Here is a 23366-nt window from a genome sequence, read left to right on the forward strand (position 1 = left end):
CTTACTGTTATTCTGCTTTTCCGCCTTCAGAAGCGGTTGTCTTTTTAGGAGCTGCTTTCTTTACTGCTGTTTTTTTAGCCGGAGCTTTTTCTTTTTTCTCCGCTTTCTCTTCTGCTGCTCCTGTCTTTTCGGCCTTGCTTTTTGCAGCCGGTTTCTTTGCAGGCTCCGTTTTGGCCTCCTTTACTTCTTCTTCAACCGGTTCATCTTCCGTTTCCGGCTGACTGGTCAGCTTGATCTCAACATTATTTTTTTGTAAAATATCAAACCACTTTACCATTTTTTTCATATCAGATGTGTATACCCTCTCAAAATCCATATCCGGATATACTTTCTCAAAATAAGCTTTGATGGCCTTATCATCTTTTGTATCAGGAAGCGCAGTTCCGGCTGCCTTCATGGCATTAAAAACATCAACAAGATTTACATTATCTCTTACTGTATAAATTTCAATGCTTTCCAGGTGTGAAAACTGATGAATGCGCGAAGAAGCAAATTTGGTGGTTTTGTCAATTAAAGACCGCACAATAGCACCATCGTTTTTACTGCTTATTAATTCAAACAAGCCGGGCAATCCACTAACTGCAACTAATTTATTATACTCCATGTTCAATTTTTAAAAGGTGCAAGATAAATGACTTTTCTTAAAATGCCTCAAAAAGGCTTTTTAGCAGCAAATAGGCTTGTTGTACCGGGATATTACAAAAAAATAATATTATTAAAAATACTTTATAATCCGCAGCACTTTTTTTTCCGAAAGTTTGCGACTGATTCAGCGTCTAACACACAAACCCTACTTATGAAGCAAATTGTACTTTTACTGGCACTTGTGCTGGCGGGATTTTTATCGCATGCTCAATCAATCCGTGGTACCCTTATGGACCCGGTTGAAGGAGTTACTGTGGGCGGGGCTACGGTAGTGCTGGAGAATGCAGCTGATTCCAGCGTGAAAGCTTCTACCATATCTGATAAAGAAGGAAAATTCGCATTTACCAACCTTTCTTTAGGGGCTTATACCTTAAAAGCCACCTCTATTGGTTTTGAGCAACTGGAAAACAGGGTTGTTTTAGCTGATTCAATGCCCGATCTGGACTTAGGGGATGTTTACATTCCCAAAAAGACCACTACGCTTGCCGGTGTGGTGGTAGTGGCAACAGCCCCACCCGTAACCCAAAAGGGAGATACTACCCAGTTCAGCGCCAGCCAGTACAAAACAAATCCTGACGCTACTGTTGAAGACCTGATCAAAAAAATGCCGGGTATTTCAGTTGACAGGAACGGGAATATTACAGGACATGGAGAACAGGTGAAAAAAGTAACGGTTGATGGAAAAGATTTCTTTGGAGATGATGCCACTGCTGCTATTAAGAACCTGCCTGCAGATGTGGTAGATAAGATCCAGCTATATGACCGGATGAGCGACCAGGCGCAACTGACGGGGTTTGATGACGGCAATTCAGTAAAAGCGATAAATATTGTTACCCGGAACGGGATGAAAGAGGCCCAGTTCGGAAAGATCTTTGGCGGCCTGGGTACCAGAAATACCTATAATGCCGGAGGCAATATGAATATTTTTGACGGGGACAGGCGGATATCCGTAATTGGTAATTTCAATAATATCAATGCAAAAAATTTCAGCGACCAGGATGTACTGGGCGTTTTAGGCGGCGGCCGGGGGCCCGGCGGTGGCGGCAGAGGAGGCGGAGGTGGAGGCATTAACTTAAACCAGCCCTCCGGAATTAATAAGGTAAATACATTCGGGATAAATTATAACGACAAATGGGGTAAAAAAGTAAATTTCAGCGCCAGCTATTTCTTTAATAATGCCAATAATGTTACCGAATCCAACAGTATAAAACAAACGCCTTTGGGTACAGATACAACCTGGTATACCTATAATAACAGCAACTCCTCATCCAATAATAATAACCACCGGATCAATATGCGCATGGAATACCAGATCGATTCCAGCAACAGCCTGTATATAATCCCGTCCATCGGTATCCAGAATTATAATGGAAGCAACTATGATCTTACCCGATCGCTGTACAATACAGGCGATTCTGTAAATTACCAGGATGCGCACAGTACCTCGCACAGGGATGGCTATAATATCGGGAACAACCTGATGTTCCGGCACTCCTTTGGAAAAAGAGGAAGAACAATATCTGCCTCCTTGCAAACAACTTATACCGAAAATAAGGGGTACAGTTATAATAACCAGTACACCATCGATTACCTCGCAGACTCTATCACCAATGCGAACCGGTATATTGACAATCCTACCAAAGGATCCAATATAAGCGGCAGGCTTTCCTATACCGAACCCGTTGGCCAGAAAGGTATGCTGGAATTTAATTACACTACCGGCGTGCAGAAAAATGAGGCGGATCAAAAAACCTATGACTATGACGGCTCTGCCTATACTGATTTTAACCCGGGTTTATCCAATACATTTAAAAACAGGATCATTACCAACAACGGCGGCGTAAATTACCGGTTGGGCAGGGGAAGGGATAACCAGCTTTCCTTAGGCGTAAATGTGCAACATTCAAAGCTGGTAAGCGACCGCGTTTATCCCGTTACGGGTTCTATGGGCCAGTCCTTCACTTCCGTTTTGCCCAATTTACGCTGGATGAAGAAAATCGGCAGGTACAGCAACATCCGGTTATTTTACAGGGCAAATACCGATTTCCCCTCAATAAACCAGCTCCAGGATATTGTGGATAGCACCAATAAACTATATATCAGCTCCGGTAACCCCAACCTGAAACAATCCTATACCAATTTCGGTGCGCTCAGGTATATGTATACCAATACCCGAACCAGCAAAAGCTTTATTGCCAATATCCGGTTTCAGAGCGCAGATAACTATATCGTCCAGTCTACCGTTCTGGAAAATGGCATCACGTATAGCAAACCCATCAACCTGAACGGATACAAGAACCTGAGCTCTTTTTTCGTATACTCAATGCCACTAAAGTTCATTAAAACCAACCTGAACCTTAATGCCGGCTATAATTATGCAACAACACCGGGTTCCTTTAATAACCATACAGGAAAAACGGTCACCAATAATTACAGCGGTGGCATTGCCCTAACAAGCAATATCAGTGAATATGTTGATTTTAACCTGTCTTACAACCTGAACTATTATGATTCCAGGAGCGACCTGAACAGCAAAATGTCGAATGCAAAAACCAATTATATTAACCAGACCCCGGCATTGCAGCTGAATTTATTATCAAAAAATGGCTGGTTTATTGAAACAGACGTCACTTCACAGATCTATAGCGGACTTTCCCAGGGCTACAACCAGCAATTCTGGCTATGGAATGCCGGAGCGGGTAAAAAATTCCTGAAAAACCATGCTGCAGAGCTGCGGTTATCAGCCTTTGATATTTTAAAGCAAAATCAAAGTATTTCCAGAACCATTGGCACAGCTGATAACTCCATTACGGATGCCAACACCCGTGTATTGCAGCAATATTTTATGCTTACATTTACTTATAAGCTAAAAAATATTGGCAAGCCAAAGGCTTCATATAATGAAGAAAGAAGGCACTGGCGGGGTGGACCTCCCGGAGAGGGTAGAATGCCGGGTGGTGGCGGACCTCCCGGCGGCGGACCAATGTTTTAATGCCTGCTCTCCCATTTTTTTAGTAATATCGTACCCACAATAACTGGTGTTACATTGCTTAACGAAGATCAATTGGTACGTGCATTAAAGGAGGGCAGCGAAACTGCATTTAAGCATGTTGTGGATACCTACCAGAATATGGTCTACAATACCTGTTTATCTATTGTAAAAAGTGAGGAAGATGCAGAAGACATTGCCCAAGAAGTATTTGTGCAGGTGTACCAGTCTATTGCATCTTTTAAAGGAGAATCCAAACTTTCTACCTGGATTTACCGCATTGCTACTACCAAATCACTGGACTTTGAGCGGAAAAAAAAACGCAAGAAGCGTTTTGGTTTTGTACGGAGTATTTTCGGGGAAGAAAGCGAAGTAGTCATCAATCCTCCCGATTTTCATCACCCGGGTGTGGTGCTGGACAAAAAGGAAAATGCAGCCCTTCTGTTTCAGGCAATAGATCAACTACCTGATAATCAGAGAACTGCTTTTTTGTTGAATAAAGTAGAAGGACTCAGTTATCAGGAAGTAGCCGAAGTTTTGCAAACATCTGTTTCCTCTATTGAATCCTTGCTGCACCGGGCAAAGAACAATCTTAGGAAACTTCTGGAAAAAGATTATAAGCCGGAATCTTAAAAGAATTTCAGAAAAAAAACGTCAAATGAATAAATGATGATTTATTTTAGATGGCACGTGTGATCAGACAATTGAAAAACAAGGTTTACACATGGAACGTAATAACAATATAGAGCATATACTAAGCAGCCTTGATGGTATTCGCAGGGCGGAAGCCCGGCCTTTCATGTATACCCGTGTGATGGCACGCCTGAAAAATGAAGAATCTAATTTATGGGCAAAAGTAGGCTCATTTATTGCAAAGCCTGTTATAGCAGCCTGCTGTCTTATTGCTGTTATTGGCACCAACGTCTATTTTATCATCAATACCCCTGACAGCAAACAGGAAGAGCCGGCCATTACGTCCAGTTCTACAGCTGAAATACTTCAGAATGAAAACTTTATCCTGGCTTCCAATTCCAGTTACGATTTAAACAGATAAAAAGGAATGAACAGCAGTACGCGGAACAGAACGCTGATTTTTATAATTCTTTTACTACTGGTTACAAATATTGCGTTGCTCGCGTATACCTGTGCTTTTTCAAAAAGGCATCCGGGCGAAAAGATGAAGGATGGCTTTACCAATGCCCTGAAAAATGAGGTAGGGTTTTCAGATAACCAGATACAGCAGTTTACAGCATTAAAAGAAAAACACTGGGCCGAAGCCAGGGCCGATATGGACCGTATCCGCAATATAAGACAGGAGCTGTTTGATCTTACAAAAACCGCAAATGTTCCGGACAGCCTGGTTATGCAATATGCAGATTCCATTGCCGCTTTACAGAAAAGCGTTGAGATCAATACCTTCCATCATTTTAAAGCAGCCCGTCAGATCTGCACTCCCGAACAGCAGCCAAAATACGATTCCCTGATGAAAAAGATCATTAAACAGGGACGCCCCGGACGCCCGGGTGGCCCTCCTCCTAAATAAAATCAGTATCTTGCAACGTTCTTACCTGCTAAACACCTCTTATAACAGATCGTTTAAGTATTTATTATAATTTAGTAACATGAGAGTCCGATTAATGCTGATAATGAGCCTGTTTGTTATTTTGAGCAGCTTCATAAGTGCGCATGGGCAAAAAAGCGTCAGTGAAAAGGTCAGCAATGCCCTGGCAAAGTTTGATGCTGTCATTAAACCCGATAAAGCAAAACGGAGCAGTATTGAAACCATTTTTACCGATTTTTATACCGCCCATGAAAAATTGCGCAGCAATATACAGGGCGCTGCATCTGATAACCGTCAACCCCTGCAACAGGATTATCAAAGTATCCGTAAACAAAATGAAAGCCTTTTTGCGGATCGCGACAATCGTTTAAAAAAGGTTCTGAGCACAGAGGAGTTTAAAAAATGGAAGGATGAAATAGAGCCATCCCTGCGAAAAAAATGACCGCAGTTCCTACTCAACAGCAAATACATATAACTCGTCTGTGTATGGAAGTTTTGGATGCTCCTGTATAATAGCCAGTTGCCGACCGTTGCCGGACCAGGCTGCTGCATACACTTCTTTTTGAGGCAGCGGGAGCCGGGTTTGGGAAAAATCACTGATCCTCAGCACAAAACATGAAAGGCTGCTGTCTACATATGCCATAAATTTCCCGTCGGGGCTCAGGTACGCCTTTGTAAAGTCAAAATTAACCGGTTTTTTAGATACCGTTCTGCCATTCTCAAACTGCACGATATAACTGGTATCTTCCGTCATCAGATGTTGATCATCCAGGTAAATTACTTTTTTCCCCGGCAGTAAAGCAAATTTATAATCAAGGTTATTAAATTGCCTGATCCCGAAGTCCTGTAATGTATCTTTACCACGCATCAGCAAATGAGCATACTCACCTGCAATACCAGATGCCGAGTCCTGCGGACTGTACAGTATATAGGAATAATCCTTCCCCGTTCCGTATACACCGCCGATCAGATCGTACAACCGGTACCGGATTTTGGCCCCTCTGAGCAGTTCCTCTTTTTTTGTTAAAAGGTTCAGCCGGTGCAGGGCGATACCTCCTGCAAAAGGCCCGTTTACTGCATCACCGGTTTTATACAGAATATGTACAGAATCGGTAAACACCGGATCCAGCAGAAAGTCTTTTGCCAGGGGAGCGGCTGCTACCATGGCTTTCTTACCTTTAATATTCAGCACTTTTAGATCATTGCTCCTTAACGCATCTGCCGTAATTTTTGCTCCTGCTATGGCGTTTACCTGGTGCGCGTATACCAGGCGATTGCCATTAGGAGAAAAATGCGGCGACCAGCCGTAGTCGATTAACAGCAAATGCCGGTTATCTAGGTTCAGCAAGGATACAACGGGGTCTCCGTAACGACCGGAATCCCGGTTCTTATTCAGCAGGCTCTCAGTAGCCCTGTCTTCTTTAAAACCGGTTTTCAGGGTGGCCGAATCAGCCGGGTTGATCCGCTTTACAAAAGCAAGTTCATCTCCTTCAGGGCTTAACACCACACTTTGAATAATATGGCTGTTCTGAAACCAATTTAATTGCAATTGTACCCTGGGCTGCTGAGCCCGGGACCACAGGGTAAGGAAAACAAGAAAAACAGAAAAGGCGAACTTCATTCACAAAAGCATTTAACAACCTACAGGTATATGCGGGTTAAGTTAAGCTTTTTATTGCCGGAACCTGTTTTTTTCAACCGGGTTTTTATTGAAAAAAAGGGGATTCTCCAGTATTTTAACAATTGTTTGCAGCACCCCGTTATTATTGTTATCCAGCTCAGTAATAAAAGAAGCCGCGTTCAGAATGCCTGGATGAGCATTTTTCATAGCAAAGCTGTACTTTGCGGTTTGCATCATTTCAAGATCATTCATATAATCACCAAAAACCATTGTTTCATTAAATCCAATGCCCAGGCGCTGCTGCAGCAACCGGACGGCGGTTCCTTTGTTTGCGTCACAGGCGGTAAAGTCAAGCCACCGCTCTCCCGCAACTGCTACTTTATACTCGTTTTCAAATTTTTTAAAATGAGGATAGCTGTTTGTTTCCGCATTTTGCAGATCGCATAAGGAAACTTTCAGCACCGGTTCTGAAACCCTGGTAAGATCATCAACCATCTGGTAAGACTGGTAATATTGAAGCGCCTGTTCTAAAAGTGCTTCATTATGATCTTCCATATACGCTTTTCCCATCCCGCAAAGCACGGGGTAAACATCTGCCAGACCGCGGGAAGCTTTAACAAGCGTAGCTACGATTTGCGGATCCAGCATTTTGATCAAAAGCGCCTCTTCATTATAGCTAACATAGCTGCCGTTATCTGACAGAAAATAGGTATGCTTCTTTATGGGCTGAAAAAGCCGCGTCAGATTATGATGTGGCCGGCCACTGGCTATGCAAAATACAATCCCAAGTTCCCTCAATGTTTTTTCAAACTCCCAGAAGTCGGGAGGCAGCTCTTTATTATCATTCAATAACGATCCATCTAAATCTGTCACAATCAATTTTATCATAAATAACTACACGGGTTCTATTATAAAAGGCCAAAAATATCAAACCCACAGCAAATCACTTAAAAACAGCGAAGATTTGACCTGGATCAATTTTTTAACCCTGCAAAATGATGGGTTTATCGAAAAATGCGGATGGTTCATCTAAAAAGCATTCAAGGGCCTGCTACTTAATAATAACATTGTGCCTCAAAGATCATGTCAGTACCAATAAACCATAGATTGCAACATCGAATTTTTGAAGTAGATGGATTGAAAGGATTAGCCATTTTTGCCATCCTCATCTATCATTTTGTTACGCAATTTAACCTGCAGGTAGTTCCAGACGTATCGGCCCCTGCTCTTTTAAAGTCGGATGCATGGGTTGCCAAAATTTCATCGTCTTTATTGTTTGGTAAAATTTATCCAGTTTTTTCCCTGCTTTTTGGGTTTACTTTCTTTTTACAAACAAAAAGGCAAAAAGAAAAGGGTACTTATACTACGCAAAAAGCAATCCGAAGAGCCTGTCTGCTTTTTGCATTCGGCGCTTTAAACAGTTTATTTTTTCCTGATGGGGATATACTGGTTATGTATGCAATTATGGGGTTATTACTGATCCCTTTAAGCCGGTTAAGCACCCGTGCACTGGCTATAATTGCCGTTATATTATTTTTACAGCCTTTCCAGTTGTACTACATTTTCAAAACTGCTGCAGATCCTCATTATGTATTTCCCCCTGTTTATTCAGATGTTCTGAAGAAGGAAATTATTACCACCTTACAGGAAGGGTCACTGGGGAAAATCTTACTTACCAATATCACCAAAGGCCCGCTGGCAAGCATGGTATGGTCTTTTGAAAGCGGAAGGCTTACACAAATGCCGGGAATGTTCCTTTGCGGCGTTATTGCAGGCAGAATGTCCGTCTTTGATACCACGAAATACAATAAAAAATTCTGGTTAAGTGTATTGTTCTTCTCTTTTTTATTGTTTTTTATTATCTATACGCAAAAACACTACTTTATAACGCGGGATTCAACAGAAGCGTTCAAAAACTGTGTTTCCCTTACCTTTTCCCTTTGGCTTAATTTATTCTTTTCATTCGGCCTGGTTGCTTTATTTATTATACTCTTTAATACTACGTTCCAAAAAACGCTTTTTCCTTTTACTTATCTGGGAAAGATGAGTTTAACCAATTATATAGTACAGTCCATTATTGGATCCCTATTCTTTTTCCCATTCGGGCTCAACCTTGCCAGTAAAATAGGTGTTACCGGCAGTTTTTTATTAAGTATTCCTATTGGGTTATTCCTGATCATCTTTTCAAAATGCTGGCTGCAGAAGCATGCTCATGGGCCGCTTGAATACATATGGTCAAAGCTCAGCGCTATTCAAAACATAAAACTCAATTACACACATAAAAATTAACGTCAATTATGAAAAAAGTCCTACTACTTCTTCTTACCATTGCTCTTGCAAAAATATCCTACAACCAGGATGTTGTTTATACGGTAAACAACTGGAACAGCACCCAGATAACTCAGTATACGGGGATTAACCCTTCTACCGGCACCTATACCGGCAGCACTACCAAATTCGGCGACGTTTCATCATCCGCTATGGGTATGAACACCGCCGGGTACCTTTATTATATTCCTGTAAGCACCAATACAGGCGACTTTGAAGTATATTCCACGGCAACCCCATCTGCCGGAAATCCCTATCCATCTGCTACAGAAGTACTTTCCGCGGATATGAATGGTTCATCTGACGAAGAGATTTACTTCAGAAGGCTTGGCATAAGAGCAGACGGATGGGCCTACATGGTTTTATCAGGGGCCACCGGAAACATCTACATGGCACGTTTCAAGACCTATCCTGACGGATCAGCCAGTGATTTTGAAAACCTGGGAACGATTACTCTGGACGATGGCAGCGCAGGCAGCGAATTTAACAATGGGGATCTTGTTTTTGATGAAACCGGTAATATGTTCATAATGGTGAACCAGGACACTGGTGGCGGTACAACAAAACTTTATATGATCACTCCTGCCGCTCTTAATGCAGCAACAGGCCCTGCTTCTGTTACACAGGCAGCCTTTAAGTGGAACGTAAAAGATGCGGATGGCGACAATTTTGGCCAGGCAGTTACAGGCCTTGCCATGTCTTCAACAGGAGGTTTCTATCTTTCCGCACAGGGCGGGGCAGGAAGCTCGGACGCAGGCCTGTTCTATCTTGATCCAACTACAGCTAATGCCACTACTAAAGAGGTAAACGTAACAAAGCTCATTTCTACAGAACCGGGCATGGCCGATGTTGCTACTAATTATTATGCTTCTACCATTCTGCCGGTTAGCTTTGGTTCCATAAGCGCAAGCATCACAGGCAATCAGTTACAGGTAAACTGGACAACAGAAACAGAAACCAACAATGACCATTTTGAAATATGGGTTTCTCAGGATGGGAAAACATTTGCAAAGGCAGGAGAAGTTGCCTCCAAAGCCTCTAACGGAACTTCAACGCAAAGCATTGCTTATTCCTATAGCACACCGGCTGGCAAAGCAGTTTCTTTACTGGGGCTTTCCATCTTTGCATTAGGCCTGATGACCCTGTTCTTTACCAAAAAGAACAAAGCGCTGCTGGTGTTCATTGCCTTTGCCGGGCTGGGGGTTACTTCCTGCAGTAAACATTCAGAACAAATAGACACAACCGGCAACGGTAAATTGTTTGTGAAAATTATTCAGGTAGACAAAGATGGCAAACAATCTTCCTCTAAAGTAGTTACAGCTTACAAGGCTGACTAGAATAAAGCAAAATTATAGCCAAAAGGGCCGCTCCTGTTATTGGGCGGCTTCTTTGTTTTTATCAGACCTGTGTATCCTGCAATGACTGTCATTATTTCACATGCTGAGCGCATCCTTTTTTAATAACAGAGAACATATAAAGAGCATGTATCAAAGGTTTTTGAAGACTCCGGGAATCGCGCAGTTTATACTGTATTCCATCACCCTATCAAATAAAAAAAGAGGCTGTCTGTAAAACAACCTCTTTAAATTAACTATTGCACTTGCAGCTTACCAACCCAATATCCATGCAAACATCAGCGGCGCTACAATAGTGGCATCACTTTCTACAATAAATTTAGGTGTATCAATATCCAATTTTCCCCAGGTGATCTTTTCATTGGGAACCGCGCCGGAGTAAGAGCCGTAGGACGTAGTGCTGTCGCTGATCTGGCAAAAATAGCTCCAGAACGGGACATCGTGCCATTCCAGGTCCTGATACATCATCGGTACTACGCAAATAGGAAAATCACCAGCAATGCCTCCGGCAATCTGGAAAAAGCCAACGCCTTTCCCGCCACTGTTGTTCCGGTACCAATCAGCCAGCCAGGTCATATATTCAATACCGCTTTTAACCGTATTTGCCTTTAACTCACCTTTGATTACATAGCTTGCAAAAATGTTACCGGTAGTGCTGTCTTCCCAGCCCGGCACTACAATCGGGATGTTTTTTTGCGCCGCGGCAACAATCCAGCTGTTTTTCGGGTCTATTTCATAATACTGTTCCAGGTCCCCGCTCAGCACCGTTTTATATAAGAATTCATGCGGAAAATAACGCGCTCCCTTTGCTTCAGCCTCTTTCCATTGCCGGTACAAATGTTGCTGCAAACGACGGAACGCTTCTTCTTCAGGAATACAGGTATCCGTAACCCGGTTATAATGATTTTCCAGCAAATCCCATTCTTCTTTAGGGGTCAGGTCCCGGTAATTGGGAACACGTTTGTAGTGTGAGTGCGCCACAAGGTTCATTACGTCCTCTTCCAGGTTGGCTCCTGTGCAGGAAATGATCTGCACTTTATCCTGACGGATCATTTCGGCCAGGGAAATGCCCAGCTCGGCTGTACTCATTGCCCCTGCCAGCGTAATCATCATTTTGCCACCGGCATTCATGTGGGCCTCATACGCTTTTGCAGCATCAATCAATGCAGCAGCGTTAAAATGTCTGTAGTGATGCTCAATAAACTGAGAAACAGGTCCTTTACTCATATCTTTTTGAATTTATCCGTTTCCGCCAGTCGGCGGAACACAGTGCGAGTGGCAAAAATACAGCAATCGGGCGCAAATCACCTTTCAATCAGGGAAAGCTTTATAAAATAATGACCTCCCGGATAAAAATACATCCTTCTTCCCAACCGGCTTTGTCTGATATCCGGAGCACGCCCGGCTAATAATGATTCCTCCCCAGTGGTTGGAGGAGGCATTGAGGATGCAGTAAAAAATGTACCTTTACCGGCTAAATTGTAAGATACTGTGGCAGATAAGATCCTTTTATTACCCGATAATATTGCTAACCAGATTGCCGCTGGTGAAGTGATTCAGCGCCCTGCCAGTGCCGTAAAGGAATTACTGGAAAATGCGGTGGATGCGGGCGCAACCTCTATACAGTTAATTGTAGTGGATGCAGGAAAGACTCTGCTGCAGGTAGTGGATAATGGCAGCGGGATGAGTGAAACAGATGCCCGTATGAGCTTTGAACGGCACGCTACTTCCAAGATCAGGAATATTGATGATCTTTTTCATATCCGCACCATGGGTTTCCGGGGAGAAGCATTGGCTTCCATTGCGGCTGTAGCCCAGGTAGAGCTCAAAACAAAAAGAACGGGAGATGAAACAGGAACTTTTATCGAAATAGCTAACAGCTCCGTTATCAGGCAGGAGCCCATCGCGGTGGCTGAAGGTACCAGCATTGCCATGAAAAACCTGTTCTTCAACGTTCCTGCCCGGCGCAATTTCCTGAAAAGTAATGCTGCTGAAATGCGCCATATTGTGGAGGAATTTACCCGGGTGGCCATGGCTTACCCGCATATCAAGTTCACGCTTACAAGCAATGGTCAGCAATTACTGCACCTGGAATCCGGGAGCTTAAAACAGCGTGTAATACAGCTGCTCGGCAACCCGTACAACACAAAGATGGTATCCGTTACAGACAATACGGATTATATGAATATTCATGGCTTTACAGGAAAGCCCGAAACGGCTAAAAAAACGAGGGGTGACCAATATTTTTTTGTAAACAACCGTTTCATTAAAAGCGCTTACCTGAACCATGCCGTAATGAGTGCCTACCAGCAGCTGATCCCTGCCGACAGCTTCCCTATGTATGTACTGTTCATTGATCTTGATCCTGAGCAGGTAGATGTAAACGTGCACCCTACCAAACAGGAAATAAAATTTGAAGATGAGAAGATCGTATACGCTTTTGTGCAGGCAGCTATAAAGCATGCCCTGGCCCAGTTCAGCATTACGCCAACCCTGGACTTTGACCTGGACGCTTCTATTCAGAAGTTACCTTCCATTAACCAGCCTTTTACGACAGAACAAAAGGAGCATGTTTCCGGGGGTATCTTATACCAGGGATTTACGCAAAAGAACCAGGCGCATTTTATTGAAAAGCCTTCTTCACAGGAATTAAAAAGCTGGAAAGCCTTTTATGAGCCTGTTAAACAGGAAGAAGCGCTGTTTGATTATGAGAAAAAAGCGCGTCAGCAGCATTTTGCCATACAGTCCAAAAAAAATCAGTTTGAAATAGACGATACTACCGAACTGGCGCAGGTGCTGAACACTTATATTATACTACCTGCTGAAAACCGTTTTTTACTGATCCACCAGCAGGCCGCCCATGAACGGGTATTGTACCAGCAGATGAAACAGGCTACCACCGGGGTACCGGTCACTATTCAAAAAAGCCTGTTCCCCGTTACTTTAGAACTGACACCTGCGGATGCGGTGCTGCTGAATGAACTGTTACCGGATCTTTTGCTGCTGGGCTACCAGATTGAACCCTTTGGTAAAAACAGTTTTGTAGTACAGGGCACCCCTGCCGACCTGGAAGATACGGATGAAAAACACCTGATTGATTTTACACTGGAACAGTACAAACATTTTAACAGTGATATCCGGGTTTCCAACCGGGAGAAGCTGATCCGTTCACTGGCAAGGCAACGCTCTGTAAAAAAGGATACCCGTTTAACAGAGCGCGAAATGCGGCAACTGGTTACCGATCTTTTTCAATGCGAACCCTTCAATACAGCGCCCGATGGCAGTCCTACTTACCTGGAATTTAAGCAGGACCAGATTGAGAAGATGTTTGGGCGGTAGTCTTCTTGCCCAATTGCATACGGAAAATGTATCCGATAGTGTTGAAAATCGCCCATTAAAGGATTAACCATAAAAATAATTTCCACTGTTTCACTATTTCTATTGGTCAATAACATCAACAGTGACAATTTCCTTTTAGAAATCCTTATTTATAAGTTGTCGCTAATTACAGGAACTCCAAATTGTAAACATCGTCTGTTGAGAGACACCACAGGCATCTGTATAAGTTACTTTTATTACTGCCCCGCCACCACTTATATCAACCCATGTACTCAGAGAAATAGGGCTGTTAATATATACAGTTGTATTAGGGTCTTTATACCCAACCGGCCACTGCCAATTTCCTGTACCAGCAAATGATATTGCTGCTATCTTTTTTTCATTACACCTTTTTGACAAAAAAAGTCCTCCGTATATTCCGGAGGACTGCAATCACTATTTAAAGCCAGTATTCTAGTAGCCGCCATTCTGAGTCAGAATACCAGGAGCCCTGTCCAGTTCTTGTTGTGGAATAGGGAAAATGGTATCACGTGCATTAAAATTAATTGTGGCTGATGCCGCAACATATTGCTTTTCAAAAGTCATATAACTTTCCAGCACAGTTTTGGCAGTACCCCAGCGCACTAAATCAAAGAAGCGCTGCCCTTCCAATGCCAGCTCCAGTCTTCTTTCAAACCGAACAGCATTACGTGCATAATCAGCATTGGGAAATGAGGGATAAGTTTTCACATTATATCTCGCTACCGCCTTATTGTTAACTCGCAGGCCAGGAAGATTTGCAGCGCGCTTACGAACTGCATTTACCCAATCCAATGCATCCTTGAGGTTACCTGTTTCAATGGCACATTCTGCTGCCATCAGGTAAACATCTGCCAGACGTATAATATTTACATCCAGTGCGGTTATATATTCTCCACCTGAAACTGTGTTACCAGCGAATTCGGCTTTATCGATTTGCTGTTTTTTTGAAACAAACGGTCCGCCAAATGCGGGGTCCCGTATCCAGGCATCTCCAGGAAAAATTCCCCAATCCCTGTAAGGTACTCCTCTTCTTCCTACTGTATAATCTACCCGTGGATCAAAAGCTATCGTTGTATCTACCTTATAGTTGGTCTTTGCAGAATCTCCTTTCTTATCAACCAGGCCCTGATCTGATTTATAAGTGTTATTCCTATAGGAGCCATCGAGGTAAGGCAATCCGTCAGCATTTACTTTGAACGCATTCACTAAATCAACAGAAGGCTGATAAAACCCGCAACAGCTAACCGGGGCTGTTCCATAGCCACCTGCAAGCATATCGCCCACATTTGCGTTATCCCCGCTACCATCCGGATTGATGATGTTTTCGTCTACAAAAAGCCCTTCGGGGCCGCCTTCTCCGGCTATGGAAAAGTTGTTTCTGAAATCCATAGTGGTTAAATCCGGTTTATGAGCTATCACATCCTTAAATAAGGTTAAAGCCTCAGCATATTTTTTTTGATATAAATATACTTTACCCAGGTAAGCCTCTGCAGCCAGTTTATCAACCCGTCCTCGGTCTCCCAATGGTTTTGTATAATCCAGTGCCTGTACTGCAAATTGCAGGTCAGCTTCAATCTTCGGATAAAGATTTTCTCCATTTTTTACCTTAGTGGCATCTGTTGTACTAATGGTTTCATCAATATAGGGTACATTTCCAAATACTCTTCTTAAATAAAAATAGTAATGCGCCCGCAACATCCTGGCTTCGGCCTCAATTTGTTTGGCCCGGTCATCACTAAATTTATCGGAGGAGCTTCCTTCCTGCACTGCTTTCAGTAAATTGATTGTAGCATTGCAACGCAAAACTCCTTCAAAATAGTTGGTCCACATTGCCGGCAACTGATCATTAGCGCTATTGGGTTTATGAAGCTCAATGTCATTCATGGTACTTTGGTCCGTGTTAGAGCTTCCTTTATGCGCATTGTCTCCTGCTACTTCGCCAAACAACCACTGACTGGGCGCAGAGGAATAATTACCCCATGTTCCGCTTATGTTTCCATTCATCAAACCATAAGCACCTATAAGAGCAGCTTCCACCCCTTTTGTGGTTAGTAACTGGTCCTGGGAAATGGTGGCCTGGGGCTTTGTTTCCAAAAAGCTTTTTCCGCAGGACGCTACCGTTAAACCCAAAACAAATAGTATATATATTTTCTTCATAACTAATTTAATTTATTTGTTACAACAATTTAGAAAGTAACGTTTAGGCCCAATAAAAACTGACGGGAAGCAGGATATGTACCCAAGTCAACGCCGGGTGCTGTGAACGTACTTGAAAATTGGGTAATTTCTGGATCCAGACCGGAATATTTTGTAATTGTAAACAGGTTCGTTCCGCTAATATAAACCCGTAAAGCGCTGATCTTATCTTTTAAATTCCCGTTCATTTTAAAGTTGTACCCTATCTGTAAATTTTTCATCCTGAAATAGCTGCCTGGTTGAATATAATAACTATTCGCTGCCAGTTCATACGCTGAAGGGTTCCTGTAAGGAGAAGGAATCATACTGCCTGTATTAGTGGGGCTCCAGGCATCCAGCATACGGGTGCTAACGGCACCATCAAAAGCGCTAAAGTCTGTATAATAGCGGGTAGCATCAAAAATCTCATTGCCATAGGAACCATTAAAGAACATCAGTAAATCAAATCTTTTATAAGAAGCATTAAAGCTTAAGGAATACAGGAATTTCGGATGCGGGTTGCCAATAATGGTTCTGTCAAAAGCATCAACAATTCCATCGGGCTTTCCATCGGCGCCTGAAACATCAGCATATTTTAAACCACCAACACGGGCTCCCTCATAATGAGGTGTATTATCTATATCCTGCTGGCTTTGATAAATACCTGTTACTTTATATCCATAAAAGGCACCTAAAGGCTGACCCGGCATCAGAATAGAAGTGCTGATACTTCTAAAGCCGCCATATACCTGGTTTGTTACCGTAGGGGCTAATTCAAGCACTTTATTAATATTTCTTGAAAAATTGACGCCTGCGTCAAATTTAAAGCCATCCTCAACCGAATTAATATAATGATAATTCAAGGCAAACTCAAACCCCTTGTTACTCATTGACCCAACATTTACCCAGGGAGATAATCCTCCACCTGCTGCCTGCGCCGGAAGTGGAACCCGATACAGCATATCTGTGGTTTTCCGGTTATACACATCAAAGGTTCCATCCAGTTTATTATTTAAAACGGTGAAATCAAAACCAGCGTTCCAGGATTTCAGGGCTTCCCATTTAATATCCGGATTATCATAACTATTGGTCCAGATCCCACTTGATAAAGCTGTTCCATTAATCGGATACGAAGAATTATTGATCACCGATTGGAACTGGCGCAAATACTGAAAATCAGGGATAGACTGATTACCAGTTTCCCCGTAGCCGGCCCTTAATTTTAAATCATTGATCCATGAAACACTTTTCATGAATTCTTCGTTAGAAACCCTCCAGGCAGCACTTCCAGCCGGGAAATTACCATACTGATGGCTGGGACCGAATTTAGAAGACCCATCTCTTCTAAAAGTAGCTGAAAGCAGGTATTTATCTTTAAACGCATAATCTGCCCTACCAAACGTTGAAAATAAGGTACTAAAACCCCCACTACTTGTTGCAGAAACGTTGGTACTGGCAGCGCCCACATAATAATAATTCAAATCACCAAATACAAAAAAACCATTTCCCGATCCACTAAGAACCCTGGATTGTTCCTTCACAGCTTCCGTACCCACCATTAATGTCAGGTCGTGTTTGTCGTTAAAGCGGTGTTTATAGGTTAGTGTATTGGTCCAGGTCCAGTTCGATTGATACCCTTGCCCTTCACTCATAGGATTGTTACTATAACTGCCTTCAGAGAATTCAGGATTAGGATAGCTTATATTTTTACCCTGGTAGTTATTATATAATATCCCGTATGTAGTTTTTAAATTAAGCCCTTCAATAATTTTCAGATCGGCAAATGCAGTACCAAAAAACTGATTGTCTGTCCATATATTATCCTTGGCTCTATACAATGAGGCCAGTGGATTTTCCGCATTTCCTAACAGGCTGCCCTTAGAACCTGCAAAATTCCCCATAATATCATACACTGGTATAATAGTTTGCATCCGGTAGGTCCAGCCGATTGGAGAGCCTTCTCCCATATATTGCCCTGCCGTATTTACATTAGTTGCAAAACCCTGCCCCTCATCACGGGAATACTGCATACTTTCTCCGATATTCAGCCGGCCTCCCAAAGTAGTAAAATTGGTATTAGCCCGAATGGTATAGCGTTTAAACCCGGTGTACTTAATAGTACCATCCTGGTTCAGGTAGCCGCCACTAACAGCATAGGAAGAGTTTTCTCCACCACCAAGTACGGTCAACTGATAGTTTTGCATAGGAGCATTATGTGTAATTTCTTTCATCCAGTTAGTACCAGCCTGGTTGGCTTTGGTAATCTGGTAAAAAGTGGAAGCGTCCTGCGTATAACGATATTTGGAGGGATCCGCATCCGCGGCAGTAATATTTTGTCCGGTAGCTGATCCTGCCAATAAATATTCAGGCAGTGTGGGCTTATCCGGATCATTCCCATAGTTGGAACCCGTTGTAGTTGTGGTTCCCGGTGTTAATCCTGCATTTTTAAAAGCGGTATACAAATACTCAGCAAACTGCATAGGATTCAGGTATTTCGGAAAAGTTTCCCTATTGGGACTTTGAACACCATAATAGGCATCCAGTGAAACTTTAGGAGGGCCTTTGCGCCCTTTCTTTGTAGTAATAATTACCACACCATTATTGGCCCTGGCTCCGTAGATTGATGAAGCAGATGCATCTTTTAATACCTGCATGCTTTCAATATCATTGGGGCTTAACCAGGCCAGCTTGCCCTCATAGGGCATTCCATCAATAATAAAGAGCGGGTCATTGTTGTTAATAGTACTAAACCCGCGTATTCTTATTTGCGGAGTTGAGCCGGGCGATCCATCATTGATGATCTGAACACCGGCAGCTTTCCCCTGCAATGCTTCAACAGGGCTGGCCGCTGGCTGCGATTTCAATTCCTTCATATCCACCACGGCTACTGAACCGGTCAGGTCCTTTTTCCGGGCTGTTCCATAACCAATGACCACCACATCAGTTAAATTGGATACGTCTGATACCAAGGTAATAGAAACATCCTGTTCAGCCCCTACTTTAAAAGTAGTGGCTTTAAAACCTACGCTGGTCAATTCCAGCACATCGCCCTGTTTGGCAGCAATCGTAAATTTGCCTTCTTCATTGGTAGAAGTACCGCTGGTACTCCCTTTTACAATAACAGAAACATTTGCAACCGGGTTTCCCTTATCATCAATAACGGTTCCGGTAATCATTTTGCCCTGGCTGAAGCCGTTCATAGCAAAGCCAAAACAGAAAAGCAATAAAAGCAATACTGAAGCCCTCGTTCTTTTCATACAGCAATTTTAAAATTAGAAATTGAGTTAAAAACATTCGTTACAGGATGTAAGATAACATTTCATTAACAAAAAACAAATTTTATTATGTTCAAAGAACACAATAAAATAAATAACCGGTGTTTAATGATTTGCATCATCTTTTTTGCGGCTTTTATGGCCTTTCCGTTAAAAGCAACCCTGTCTATACCATTCTAATTAATTAAACTTGCATAAATTTAAAATATATAAACCAGTTACTATATTCTTTTATATATGAAAACATTGATCATCATCCGCCATGCAAAGGCCGAACAGGGATCGGGTAAAGACATTGAACGCAAGCTTACAGAAAGAGGCCACCGGAATGCAATTCAGATGGCCGAAAAATTAAAAGCCGGCGGATATAAAATTGATAAAATTTTTTCCAGTCCCTCAGAAAGAACCCTGCAAACAACCCGGCATTTTGCAGAAGTTTTCGGGGTAATGGCCAATCATATACGTTATTTTGAAAGCCTCTACCTGGGCGATGTACTGGCCATTTCAGAAACCATTTGCTGGCTGTACCAGCATGAAAACGTTCATACGCTGGCAATTGTAGGGCATAACCCCGGCGTTACCAATTTTGTGAATGATCTCACCCATTCAACTATCAACAGCATTCCTACATCAGGCATCGCTGTGCTGCGGATTGATACAGATCACTGGGATCATTTTGCAACTGCGCCAAAATCCCTGGAGGCAGTTCTCTCCCCAAAAGATGAAAATTAGTTTTTCCCGCAGTCTTCCAGGAACGCAGCAACAGCACCGGTCAGCAGTTGGTTGTTTTCGGGGCTGTTGATCTGATAATTGCCTGTTTTTACCCTGGAAAGCGCCGCTGCAAGATCAAAGTGCTCCTGTGTGCTTATCACCGCTTTTTTTGACCGCTCCAGCAATGCGGCAAGATATTCCTGTTCTGTTTGCCCTGGTGTAGGTATTAGTATGGCTCTTGCACCTACTGCACTGATGTCCATTATGGAACTGTAGCCGCTCCTGCATATAACAACAGCAGCGCTGCACAGGTACCGGTTTAGTTGATCTGTGGGAAGATGATCAAAAACGATCACATGATCAAGTACCGGTAATAAAGGCCCGCCTGCATTGGGCAGGCCCCGTACCACTACAAAATTATGGCCGGCCAGAGGCATCTGGTTAAAAATTATTTTTTCAAACAGGGATCGCTGAGGCTCAGGACCTGATAACAGCACTAATATATGATCCCCCTTTTCGTATTTAGCAGCAGGCTGCATTCTTGACAGCGGGCCAATATAGGAACAGGGAACCGATGGCATTTTTAAAGGATGCGAAAGCGCACCGGCCAGTCCGGGAGCTGCTTCATCATCTGGGATCCAGCAGCGGGAAAACTGATTGATCCATTTATAGTTTATGTTCTGTGCAAGCCCTTCCGCCATTTTCCCCAGAGGATTTTTTATCCGTAACTGATGCGTAATAAAAACAGCAGGAATCCCCGGGCAACTCAGCCCAAAACGGTTATCGCTTATAATGCCATCAATAGGTTGCTTATGAATAAGTTTTTGCAACCATTCCCGCTCATGCTTTATCGCCTTTAAAATAGCCGGGGTCTGTTTTGCCATGGTTCGCAAAAAAGATCCCTTTTTTGCTGAATAATGCACGTTATATCCATCGAGATGAAGATATTCAATATCCGGAAGCTCCTGCTGCAGCAGCCTCAATTGCACCTCATTACCAGCGGCCCAAACACGTGCGCCCTGTTTCAGTAATTCGCAGATCACTGGGATGCAACGGGTTGTATGTCCCAGTCCCCAATCAAGGGGCGCCACCAGTATATTCTTCTTTTTATGCTCCAACATTCAGCCCTCTTTAACTGTTATAATATGGCAAAAGTTAAAAAGATTAATTGCGTTTTTTTATAAAAAATAGTATTTTTAGAATTGTGAAATTCACATTTTTCAGGCAGAACTCAAAATGAACGATTATAGCCGTGATATTATTTTTCTTTTGAAGGAAGAAAGTTTCACCAAAGAATACTTAAAGCAAGAGATGCAGCTTGTTCATAAGATTGTTGCATCTATAGATAATGATGCCAGTTTTTGCAGGGCTCACGAGCTGGTAAAACGAAACCGTATTACCAGCAAAAGAAGGACTATTGTTAACGCGATCAACAGATCCCGCCTGAAGCCTTTTTACTTTCTTATTAATAAAAACTGAGACCTGGTTTTTGAAAGCCGTTACTTACAGTTAAGTTGTTTTATACACCTTCATTTTTCAGAACATTGGAGGAAACCTACATTTTTATTTCCTCGTCTTCTTTATTGAAAAAATGATACTCAATTAACTGGTAGGCGCTATTGGATTCCAGCTTTATTTTTTGCCCGAATTTTTTGTTCCATTTTGCCAGCTTGCTGTTAAACCACCAGCCTCTGGTAAGGTATGCATACATAATGGGGTTTACAACCAATTTTAGTCCCGTATGCTTGTGAGTGATCAGATAATTGAGGTTCTTTTCAATTTCATCTTCAAGGATCAATGAAGAGCTTATTTTTCCGGTACCGTTGCAGGTGGGGCAAATTTCCTGTGTATTGATGTTTACCTCCGGGCGCATACGCTGGCGCGTGATCTGCATCAATCCAAATTTGGAAATGGGTAGCACAGAATGCCGGGCGCGGTCTGTTTTCATGAACTCTTCCATCTTTTCATAAAGAGCTCTTTTGTTTTCAGCCAGTTTCATATCAATGAAATCAACCACTATAATTCCGCCGATATCTCTTAAGCGTAATTGTCTTGAAATTTCTTCAGCCGCTTCCAGGTTGGTGGCTAAAGCGTTCTGTTCCTGGTTATTCCCAACATTTTTATATCCACTGTTCACATCAATTACGTGTAAGGCTTCCGTATGTTCAATGATCAGGTAGGCACCGCTGTTCAGGTTCACCGTTTTACCAAAAGACGATTTTACCTGCTTGGTAACACCAAAGGAATCAAAAATACTGCCCGGACCCTGGTATAAAGAAACAATCGCTTCTTTTTCCGGGGCAATTTTCTGGAGATACTGTCTTGTCTCCGTATAAATATTCTTTGAGTTGGCAATAATCCGGTTAAAATCGGCATTGAGCAGATCCCTTAAAATGCTGTTGGTCTTATTTTGCTCACTCAGGATCTTAGCCGGGGCCACAGCACCTTTCAGGTTCTGTTCTATTGTTTTCCATGAGTTCAGCAAATTGGTAAGATCTTCATAAAGCTCTGCTGTATTTTTTCCTTCAGCAGCAGTACGAACAATAACGCCAAAGTTTTTAGGCTTTACCGCCTCTACAATTTTTTGCAGCCTTTTCCGTTCTTCAGCCGAGTGGATTTTTTTGGATACAGCTACAATATTATTAAACGGAGTAATTACAATATACCTTCCCGGCAGGGAAAGTTCACAGCTCAGGCGCGGTCCTTTAGCCGCAATCGGCTCTTTCAGTATCTGAACCAGCACATGGGGCTTGCCATTGAGCACTTCGGTAATTTTTCCGGTTTTTACGATTTCCGGTTCAATTTCAAATTTTGAAAAATCCATTATCTGGTCACCCTGGGCTTTCATAGCCTGCTGGGTAAACTTTAATAATGATTTTACATAGGGACTGAGATCCGTGTAATGCAGAAATGCATCCTTCTCATATCCCAGGTCAATAAACGCGGCATTCAAAGCCGGCATCAGTTTTTTTACCTTTCCAAGGTATAAATCTCCAACAGCAAACTGAGAATCCGTTTTTTCACTGTGTAATTCTACAAGTTTGTTATTTTCAAGTAATGCTATATCCACACCCACCGGTGTGGCATTGATAATAAGGTCCTTATTCATGAGAAACCACCATGAGTACGCATCCTGATTGTATTAAAAGTAACCGGTTAGCAGAATAATGAGGGGGGCAACAAGAAATAATTTAATGGCAGCAGGAAGAATAGTATGCTCTCATCATTATTAAAAACCGATAAACAGCAAATGAATAACAGGTAATAAAAAGTATACCTGTTATTCGAATGCCTTAAAAGAAAAACGTAAGCTTATTTTCTTTTCTTATGACGATTTTTTCTTAAT

At 42.5% G+C, this 23366-nt stretch carries 17 protein-coding genes; 9 read left to right on the top strand and 8 right to left on the bottom strand.

Annotated features, from left to right (window positions below; translation table 11 throughout):
* Nucleotides 1-7: 7 nt before the first annotated feature.
* Nucleotides 8-604 carry a DUF5606 family protein gene (locus A8C56_RS19715; RefSeq protein WP_067759885.1) on the bottom strand — a complete coding sequence of 199 codons (597 nt, stop codon included), beginning with the start codon at nucleotides 602-604 and terminating at the stop codon, nucleotides 8-10.
* A gap of 192 nt (nucleotides 605-796) precedes the next feature.
* On the opposite strand from A8C56_RS19715, the gene A8C56_RS19720 reads away from it, so the two are divergent.
* The 5 genes from A8C56_RS19720 to A8C56_RS19740 all read left to right on the top strand — a co-directional run bounded on the left by A8C56_RS19720 (nucleotide 797) and on the right by A8C56_RS19740 (nucleotide 5637).
* The gene (locus A8C56_RS19720) at nucleotides 797-3637 is read left to right on the top strand and encodes a TonB-dependent receptor (RefSeq protein ID WP_071609378.1); all 2841 of its coding nucleotides are present in this window, start codon (nucleotides 797-799) and stop codon (nucleotides 3635-3637) included.
* A 54-nt stretch (nucleotides 3638-3691) separates the two neighbouring features.
* On the top strand, nucleotides 3692-4267 hold the full coding sequence (locus A8C56_RS19725; RefSeq protein ID WP_067759887.1) for an RNA polymerase sigma factor: 576 nt from the start codon (nucleotides 3692-3694) through the stop codon (nucleotides 4265-4267).
* A gap of 91 nt (nucleotides 4268-4358) precedes the next feature.
* A complete protein-coding gene (locus A8C56_RS19730) occupies nucleotides 4359-4688 on the top strand; it encodes a hypothetical protein (RefSeq protein WP_067759890.1) in 330 nt (109 codons plus the stop codon).
* A 6-nt stretch (nucleotides 4689-4694) separates the two neighbouring features.
* Complete coding sequence (locus A8C56_RS19735; RefSeq protein ID WP_067759892.1) at nucleotides 4695-5177, top strand: Spy/CpxP family protein refolding chaperone; 483 nt, start codon at nucleotides 4695-4697, stop codon at nucleotides 5175-5177.
* 79 nt (nucleotides 5178-5256) lie between these two features.
* On the top strand, nucleotides 5257-5637 hold the full coding sequence (locus A8C56_RS19740; RefSeq protein WP_067759895.1) for a hypothetical protein: 381 nt from the start codon (nucleotides 5257-5259) through the stop codon (nucleotides 5635-5637).
* A gap of 9 nt (nucleotides 5638-5646) precedes the next feature.
* On the opposite strand, the gene A8C56_RS19745 is transcribed toward A8C56_RS19740, so the two are convergent.
* Both A8C56_RS19745 and A8C56_RS19750 read right to left on the bottom strand, forming a co-directional pair.
* Nucleotides 5647-6816: a TolB-like translocation protein gene (locus A8C56_RS19745; RefSeq protein WP_067759897.1), complete on the bottom strand. Its 1170-nt coding sequence runs from the start codon at nucleotides 6814-6816 to the stop codon at nucleotides 5647-5649.
* Between the two features lie 51 nt (nucleotides 6817-6867).
* Nucleotides 6868-7689 carry an HAD family hydrolase gene (locus A8C56_RS19750; protein WP_245645600.1) on the bottom strand — a complete coding sequence of 274 codons (822 nt, stop codon included), beginning with the start codon at nucleotides 7687-7689 and terminating at the stop codon, nucleotides 6868-6870.
* A gap of 234 nt (nucleotides 7690-7923) precedes the next feature.
* Here A8C56_RS19750 and A8C56_RS19755 point away from each other — a divergent pair, with 234 nt between their 5' ends.
* The gene (locus A8C56_RS19755; RefSeq protein ID WP_067759902.1) at nucleotides 7924-9105 is read left to right on the top strand and encodes a DUF418 domain-containing protein; all 1182 of its coding nucleotides are present in this window, start codon (nucleotides 7924-7926) and stop codon (nucleotides 9103-9105) included.
* Nucleotides 9106-9113: 8 nt separating this feature from the next.
* On the top strand, nucleotides 9114-10481 hold the full coding sequence (locus tag A8C56_RS19760) for an SdiA-regulated/phytase-like domain-containing protein (RefSeq protein WP_067759905.1): 1368 nt from the start codon (nucleotides 9114-9116) through the stop codon (nucleotides 10479-10481).
* Between the two features lie 270 nt (nucleotides 10482-10751).
* Here the strand turns inward: A8C56_RS19760 and A8C56_RS19765 are convergent, their stop codons facing one another.
* Nucleotides 10752-11726, bottom strand: a complete 975-nt coding sequence (locus A8C56_RS19765; protein WP_067759908.1) for a deoxyhypusine synthase family protein — start codon at nucleotides 11724-11726, stop codon at nucleotides 10752-10754.
* 264 nt (nucleotides 11727-11990) lie between these two features.
* Here A8C56_RS19765 and mutL point away from each other — a divergent pair, with 264 nt between their 5' ends.
* Nucleotides 11991-13838, top strand: a complete 1848-nt coding sequence (gene mutL / locus A8C56_RS19770; protein WP_067759911.1) for a DNA mismatch repair endonuclease MutL — start codon at nucleotides 11991-11993, stop codon at nucleotides 13836-13838.
* 453 nt (nucleotides 13839-14291) lie between these two features.
* Here mutL and A8C56_RS19775 read toward each other — a convergent pair whose 3' ends face one another.
* Together A8C56_RS19775 and A8C56_RS19780 are read right to left on the bottom strand one after the other, a co-directional pair.
* Complete coding sequence (locus tag A8C56_RS19775) at nucleotides 14292-16016, bottom strand: RagB/SusD family nutrient uptake outer membrane protein (RefSeq protein WP_067759914.1); 1725 nt, start codon at nucleotides 16014-16016, stop codon at nucleotides 14292-14294.
* Between the two features lie 29 nt (nucleotides 16017-16045).
* A complete protein-coding gene (locus A8C56_RS19780) occupies nucleotides 16046-19291 on the bottom strand; it encodes a SusC/RagA family TonB-linked outer membrane protein (RefSeq protein ID WP_067759916.1) in 3246 nt (1081 codons plus the stop codon).
* A 255-nt stretch (nucleotides 19292-19546) separates the two neighbouring features.
* On the opposite strand from A8C56_RS19780, the gene sixA reads away from it, so the two are divergent.
* Nucleotides 19547-20041, top strand: coding sequence for a phosphohistidine phosphatase SixA (gene sixA / locus A8C56_RS19785; protein ID WP_067759919.1), 495 nt, complete (start codon nucleotides 19547-19549; stop codon nucleotides 20039-20041).
* Here sixA and A8C56_RS19790 read toward each other — a convergent pair.
* Nucleotides 20038-21141 carry a glycosyltransferase gene (locus A8C56_RS19790; RefSeq protein ID WP_067759922.1) on the bottom strand — a complete coding sequence of 368 codons (1104 nt, stop codon included), beginning with the start codon at nucleotides 21139-21141 and terminating at the stop codon, nucleotides 20038-20040. The genes sixA and A8C56_RS19790 overlap by 4 nt on opposite strands.
* Before the next feature lie 434 nt (nucleotides 21142-21575).
* A complete protein-coding gene (locus A8C56_RS19800) occupies nucleotides 21576-23129 on the bottom strand; it encodes an Rne/Rng family ribonuclease (protein ID WP_067759928.1) in 1554 nt (517 codons plus the stop codon).
* Between the last annotated feature and the right edge of the window lie 237 nt (nucleotides 23130-23366).

This window comes from Niabella ginsenosidivorans (assembly GCF_001654455.1).
Lineage (GTDB): Bacteria > Bacteroidota > Bacteroidia > Chitinophagales > Chitinophagaceae > Niabella > Niabella ginsenosidivorans.

What these genes read in the sequence shown, in the direction of transcription:
- A8C56_RS19715 (WP_067759885.1), bottom strand. Translation starts at nt 604, where the DNA reads ATGGAGTATAATAAATTAGTTGCAGTTAGTGGATTGCCCGGCTTGTTT.
- A8C56_RS19730 (WP_067759890.1), top strand. Translation starts at nt 4,359, where the DNA reads ATGGAACGTAATAACAATATAGAGCATATACTAAGCAGCCTTGATGGT.
- A8C56_RS19735 (WP_067759892.1), top strand. Translation starts at nt 4,695, where the DNA reads ATGAACAGCAGTACGCGGAACAGAACGCTGATTTTTATAATTCTTTTA.
- A8C56_RS19720 (WP_071609378.1), top strand. Translation starts at nt 797, where the DNA reads ATGAAGCAAATTGTACTTTTACTGGCACTTGTGCTGGCGGGATTTTTA.
- sixA (WP_067759919.1), top strand. Translation starts at nt 19,547, where the DNA reads ATGAAAACATTGATCATCATCCGCCATGCAAAGGCCGAACAGGGATCG.
- A8C56_RS19740 (WP_067759895.1), top strand. Translation starts at nt 5,257, where the DNA reads ATGAGAGTCCGATTAATGCTGATAATGAGCCTGTTTGTTATTTTGAGC.
- A8C56_RS19765 (WP_067759908.1), bottom strand. Translation starts at nt 11,726, where the DNA reads ATGAGTAAAGGACCTGTTTCTCAGTTTATTGAGCATCACTACAGACAT.
- A8C56_RS19790 (WP_067759922.1), bottom strand. Translation starts at nt 21,141, where the DNA reads ATGTTGGAGCATAAAAAGAAGAATATACTGGTGGCGCCCCTTGATTGG.
- A8C56_RS19760 (WP_067759905.1), top strand. Translation starts at nt 9,114, where the DNA reads ATGAAAAAAGTCCTACTACTTCTTCTTACCATTGCTCTTGCAAAAATA.
- A8C56_RS19800 (WP_067759928.1), bottom strand. Translation starts at nt 23,129, where the DNA reads ATGAATAAGGACCTTATTATCAATGCCACACCGGTGGGTGTGGATATA.
- A8C56_RS19780 (WP_067759916.1), bottom strand. Translation starts at nt 19,291, where the DNA reads ATGAAAAGAACGAGGGCTTCAGTATTGCTTTTATTGCTTTTCTGTTTT.
- A8C56_RS19775 (WP_067759914.1), bottom strand. Translation starts at nt 16,016, where the DNA reads ATGAAGAAAATATATATACTATTTGTTTTGGGTTTAACGGTAGCGTCC.
- A8C56_RS19745 (WP_067759897.1), bottom strand. Translation starts at nt 6,816, where the DNA reads ATGAAGTTCGCCTTTTCTGTTTTTCTTGTTTTCCTTACCCTGTGGTCC.